The sequence below is a fragment of the Fibrella aquatica genome, assembly GCF_041321135.1.
GTDB classification, from domain to species: domain Bacteria; phylum Bacteroidota; class Bacteroidia; order Cytophagales; family Spirosomataceae; genus Fibrella; species Fibrella aquatica.
In genome coordinates this window covers 965,783-971,782 of the sequence record NZ_JBGGWF010000002.1, presented here as the reverse complement: position 1 = coordinate 971,782, position 6,000 = coordinate 965,783, and the positions used below count along the sequence as shown (strand labels likewise).

5 protein-coding genes are annotated in these 6,000 nt (G+C 46.6%); all 5 read right to left on the bottom strand.

The genetic code is table 11. The features are described 5' to 3' along the window. The coding region (locus tag ACAW87_RS07885) for an IS110 family transposase (RefSeq protein WP_370722811.1) at positions 1-316 on the bottom strand (316 nt) is incomplete at its 3' end. 315 nt (positions 317-631) lie between these two features. Then, positions 632-1,501: a glycosyltransferase gene (locus tag ACAW87_RS07880; RefSeq protein WP_370722810.1), complete on the bottom strand. Its 870-nt coding sequence runs from the start codon at positions 1,499-1,501 to the stop codon at positions 632-634. Positions 1,502-1,828: 327 nt separating this feature from the next. Next, positions 1,829-2,923: a glycosyltransferase family 4 protein gene (locus ACAW87_RS07875; RefSeq protein ID WP_370722809.1), complete on the bottom strand. Its 1,095-nt coding sequence runs from the start codon at positions 2,921-2,923 to the stop codon at positions 1,829-1,831. Next, complete coding sequence (locus tag ACAW87_RS07870; RefSeq protein ID WP_370722808.1) at positions 2,923-4,572, bottom strand: ATP-binding cassette domain-containing protein; 1,650 nt, start codon at positions 4,570-4,572, stop codon at positions 2,923-2,925. Before ACAW87_RS07870 ends, ACAW87_RS07875 begins: the two co-directional genes overlap by 1 nt. A 37-nt stretch (positions 4,573-4,609) precedes the next feature. Beyond that, the gene (locus ACAW87_RS07865) at positions 4,610-5,671 is read right to left on the bottom strand and encodes a glycosyltransferase family 2 protein (RefSeq protein WP_370722807.1); all 1,062 of its coding nucleotides are present in this window, start codon (positions 5,669-5,671) and stop codon (positions 4,610-4,612) included. Positions 5,672-6,000: the final 329 nt, after the last annotated feature.

Below are 6,000 nucleotides of genomic sequence, written 5' to 3'. Positions count from 1 at the left end.
CTTTATCGGTTTTCCCTCTGGTGAGCCCCAGACTATGCTTGATGTGGACGGCCGACTGCAGCCACAGATCCGCCCCCAGAGCATAGAAGAAACTGACCATTGGTTGGCAGTACACTCCTGTATGTTCCATACAGAAGAGTGTTGTGTTTAGGGAAAAGTCGGGGAGGGTCTGTAGCTTGTCGAGCAGGGTTTTCATACCCTCACTGGTGTTTGGAATGCTCAGCTCCAATTGCCTTTTTTCCTGTCCGTCGATGACGCAGACAGCGACGGTTGACTTGCCAATGTCATTGCCTAGAAAGTACTTGTAAGTGTTCATCGTTTTGGGCTATTTTACGTTGCACAAACCAAGTATGCAGAAGGGCAAACAAAACTGTGATAGTAGGCCTGGTTGCCTCAATTCCTATATGTTTCCTGTTCTGCTCTCAAAGGGGTCAGCGGGGTCTGCATCGCACCAATAGGTCTTTCCTGGTTGGGTGGATAAATCGGCCCGCTGCCCTTTGAAAGTTCCTTTTTTTCAGCGACAAAGGCCAGTGGTCGATCTTGGTTTTGTCTGAGCGGTAAAGCTAACAGTTGGGTAGCTATCCCGCTCGTGGTTTGCGCTTTGGCTGAGTATTTGAGAGATTGTTTTAAGTTACTCAATCCGTTGGAAGAAGTAGTGTTGCTCATAAACAGACCGGCAATCTAGTTGCATCTGACGGTAGTTTTCCTGGGTTAACAGCCCCATACTTTCTTTGAAGCTGTGGCTGGTAACAGGGATGTAATGTTTCATCGGCTTGATGTGCAGGCCTTCCACTGAGGCCGCTGTGGCCACAATGGGAATACCATAAGCCAGCGCTTCAACCAATTTGTACTTCGTCCCCCCCCCAAACCGCACCAGCGTCAGGTTCAGGTGAATAGTTTGGTACAGTGCTTCCAGTGCGAAATCTGATAAGCTGCCATGGACTATAACGCCACTAAAGCTTTTTAGTTGCTCAATCAGCGCGTTGGGCAAACCCCGGCCGACCACATGAAATTCGTAGGCACCCGGAGCAGATAGATCAGGAAGCAGGTTATCAAGCAAATCCTGAATCATGTCCAGATTGGGTTCATACGTGTACGTGCCGATCAGCAGTAACCGCAGCGGCGTGGACAATGACCGTTGGTGGATGATTGGTTTAAGAGCCAACTTATTGGGCAATACCCGAATTTGGGCCACTGATCGATAATGCGCCTTTATGTTGTCAGACTCGTTTTTCCCCGATACAAAGTAGGTGATATGGGGCATCGACAGTAGCAGCTGCTCCCGCTCAAGTATGAGTTGTTTGACCAATGGCCAGTGCGGTATTTTATCGCCGAAGGTACCCAGCGACAAATAGTCGCTCTCATCAAAATCAACCACCAGCTGGTTCGACTGACCAAGTAAGGCCTTTATTTTTTTAGTGGATAAATAATAGATGTTGTAAGCCCGGAACACAAATACAATGTCCTCGGGGTGCAAGGAATGAGCCAGGAAACGGCTCATTAGCCGATTGTGCCGTACGAGCTGCTTCAGGGGTGATCCCGAAAAAAACAGAAACAGTTGAACTGGCTGTGGGAGTGATTCAAAAGGAAGCCAGTTCTGCAGCCACCGGTTTAATCGGCCTCCCGGACACCATTGCTCGGGAAGTTGTACCCACTCAACGGATCCTTTCTCTAGCCGCCAGTAATGCCACCACATATGACATCTTTTCTCGAGGCCAGAGCGGGTTAACGACGGATCTATAGTGGATAAAAAATAAACCATATGAGAACGATGGATAATCTACTACGACATACCTAAGCAGCCAAGGCCACACTACCTGGACTGAGATCAGGTAGATAGAAAAGCCCCGAGGTGCTCTTTGATTTTTTGACGATTCAAGTTCAGGTGAACATACTCGCTTAGCCGGTGGCCTTTTTGAACGCTTTCGCCGTAAGCATGATAAACATGGCGCATATACTCTTCAGCACGTTTTATGTCAGGCTGAGCGTAGTAGTGCTTAGACCGGTCGGAGCTATCCCAAGGGTTTTTCTTATAAGGAATCAGCTTGTAGGGTACTAAGAAAGAGTTATCTTCTTTCAAAAAATCAAGGTAGCCGCCAAATCCGGTAGCAATCACGGGTTTGCCAAACCAGGCGGCCTCGTAAGCCCCCATTCCCCAGCCCTCCCCGTGTGTCAGCGTCACGTAGGCGTGGCATTGATGATAGAGTTGCTGCATCGTTTGGTCGGGCAGAATAGTTGGTAGCAGGCGGATGGAGGGAGCATTTCGCTTGTAACGCATCAACCCTTGCAGGGATTTTGTCGTCTTTTGCCAGTACGCAACACGTTGCCAACTATATCGCCGCCTACTAAGGTCGTTCTCGCTGGTTTTAATGATCAACTGAACGGGATCCTTCTTTGAGAAAACCCGGCAAAACGTATCCACAAGCTGCTCCAGATTTTTCCTCAATTCCCACGTACCTACGGTCAGAAATGTAAATTGATCCTGAGGCAGTTGGAGCAGAGTGTCTGTTGATGCTGGCGGAATGCCCTTAAACTGACACAAGTGAGGCAACAAATAGACCGGCTTTTTGATTGCCTCTTCGAATACCTGTTTGTTCCAGGTGCAGGGGACAGCTACTCTATCGACCCTATTTAGATTAGGCAGCCATTCGGCTGGCAGTTGGGTTGTTTCGAAAACGGTGTTGGCCAGATTGGAACAGTGCTCATCGAACACCTTGGGAATATAGTTTGGCGTAAGGTGAATAAAATTAAGATCGGCAGGCGCTGTAAAAGCCGTTGTCAGATGCTCAGGAGTTTGATTATCAAATTGATACGTCTTCCAGTTGATGGCATTGACTGGATTTTCTCTTATTAACTCGATGTATCCTCTAGCGGCGACACCATATCCTAAATGCGGCAAGAACGAGTGGTAGTTGATATTCACTATAACGTAATGGTCTGGTCAAAGATGGACTGGATATCAGTGTCGTGGGTAGAGACTACAATGGTCACTTTCGCTTTAAGTTTCACCAAAATCGCGCAGATCTGCATCTTATTTTCATAGTCGAGCGAGGCTGTGAACTCGTCCATAATTAACAGATCACTTTTGTACAACAGGGCTCTGGCCAAGCCGATACGCTGCGCCTGACCAACCGACAAGTTGGTCCCTCCTTTCAAAATAACGGTATCGAGTTGGTCAGCCAACTGGTAGAAATAGTGCTTTAGATTAACCTGCTCCAGGGCATACCAGATATCCTCGTCGCTGAATTGACCGTTGAAAAGTGTTAGGTTGTTTCGCAGGGTATCATTGATGAGATAAATCCGCTGCGAGACAAACGATATCATGGGGGAGAGTTGCCGAAAAGACGTGATGGTCTCTCCATTAATTTTGATCCGGGCCTGATTGTATTCTTTGAGACCAGCCAACAACTCGATGAAAGTTGTCTTGCCGCGACCCGATTCGCCCACAATACCAACGATCGTGTTTCGTCGGATACTGAATGATAAGTCGGCGAAAACAGTCCGCTCTCCATAAGCGAATCGAGCCTGATCAACCTCGATTAGCTCGAAGGAGTAAATGGGTACCCCCCTGACCGTTGTTGATGGCACTTTTTGACTGAGTTCCTGCTGTTCATGGATCAGGTAGTTCGACGTGTTGACATTTGTGGCAAACAGATGAATAGCGTTTGCTGCCGGAGCAATCCGCTGTACCAGTAGCAGCACCAATACCAGAATCGGTACTACTTCCAGCACGTTGAGGCCAACATACTCCATAATGATGATACCAATCAGCATGCCACTTATTAAAAAAGAACGCAGGTGATTGCCTCCAACAATGTAGCGCCTATTCAACACAAGGTTAGATTGGGCGACGAGTCTGAGCTGCTCGTCGGCCCGATTGATCATGGTTGCCCCCCGATTGAAGACTTTTATCTCCTTATAGATATTAAATAAATCGTCCAGATAACTGGTGTATTTCTTGGCTATGTTTTCACTCTGAAACCCCAAAGTCGTTAAATCAGCCTGATGGCGACGGTTGAATTTCAACACGAACTGGACAACAAAGACGAGCGCTAAAAAAAGCAGCACCCAACTATTGGCCCGGCCTAATAGCAGTACACTCAGTATAATGGAAAAAAGAGCAACCACTGCCTCTTTGAATGCATGAAGCAGTAGAATGATATTTTGGGAACTATGGTAACAAATGCGGATATAGTGGGTGTAATTGGTGGCGAAGTAATCGTCGATATCCAGACTCAATATATTGCTTAGATAGGTCGTGGCCAATTCCGCGCGCGCCCGTTCCCTGAATGCCAAATAACGAAGTTGCGTAAAATAGTCAACCACTTCCTGAACGATGAGGCTGATAATGCTAACGACGCAAAGCAGAATGAGCGTTTGTCCCCTGTTGATGGTGAAGGGCAGATCCAGTAGCCTTGTCTTTCCTGTCAACAAAAGACTGGTCAACAAAAAGAGGCAGGATGTGCTGACGAAGGAGACCAGGGTAATGAACAGGAATAGGAGCAGGAACAGAAAAAATTTGTTTCTGTTTTGATTACCAATCAGTTGCAGTAGAGCTTTAATAACGTGCATAGGTAGTTACTCATGGCCACTTGCTGTAGGCCTGTTTTTAAACTCGGCTATTGGTAGATGAGTGGCTGAGCAATCGGATTGCCGTTGCTCTACTCCAATGACCTAAGCGGAAAAAGGCAAATCGCACGGCAAGATGTGGGTAAAGCAAAGCCGTGGCCATTTTTGTGGATAAAGGCGTTTGCTGACTTAACTGCCGGAAATGATCATCAGACAGGCTTTCTGTCTGAGTCAGCTTGATACCCCGTTTAGCTTGTTTCAGCTGATATTCGACGTACTCTTGGAAGAAGATCATATAGCAGTCTGGCAGCGGATAATGGCCCCAGCAAAAGTCAATGGACAGCGGATTGGCGCGCACTTTACGCACAAAATTATGGGGATCACCGCAGTTATTACCATGCCTTCGGTACAGAACGAAGATGTAGGGAAGAGTGCTCACCTGCTTCACAGAGGGGGCCATGTCAAAATAGAGCATACTATCCTCACCATAGGTGATTTCTTGCTGAAAACGGTGGCGCTTCAACAAATTGATATCGAAAAGGAGACTATGAATGGCCATGGCAGATTTTACATGGCGGACAAACATCCAGCGTTTGTCAGGAAACAAAATTTTGCTTAAGCTGAGTCGCCACGCATGGATCAACAGCGGGCGCAGTTCATCTTTGAATCGTATATACCGGTACGTTTTCTCCAGCATTTTTTCTGTGCAATACACCCGAATCGAATTGGCACACACAATATGAGCATTGGTTTGCTCGATGCGGTCAACCATTGCTTTGAGGGTGTAGCTGAAAATTGCGTCATCATCGTCGATAAAATAGATGTACTTGACATGGGTGCTAATCAGATCCTGCTCAAAGGGATAGTTTCGGCAATATGAAATGGTTTGCTCCTGATCTAAAAAAACTCTCTTCAGTGGAATAGGCAATGTCAAGTCCTCTACGAATTGACGCGTTTCGGGCTGTGAAGCATTATCGACCAGTATTATCTCAAAGTTTTTGAAAGTCTGTTTAAGCAGGCTGTTAACCAGCTCGTCTAAGTAAGCGCGTCGGTTTCTGGATACTACGATAACGGCTACTTTGGGCTGATAGGAAGTTGACATGTTAAATCAGACGAATTGAAAACGTTAATGTCGAACAGTTGAGAGTTGACAATTGGCTATCCAGACGCATATGTTAGCAAAAGGCGCTGGACTGTCAATCGGAAAGAATACGGTGGTTGGAACGCTTGCCGACGGTAGTCACACCCAGCTGAATAACACCGTAATATCAGCCTAATTTAGGTGACTCTTAAATATAAATGAACAAATAAGCAAATGTTGATAATTGCAGTACTTTGAGGCTGAATCGAGTAATTCTTGAGTGCGAAATCAGCTTTGACTAGTTTTTTAGTTAACCTGTAGGCGGACTTGTTACAGTTGACTATCTGCGG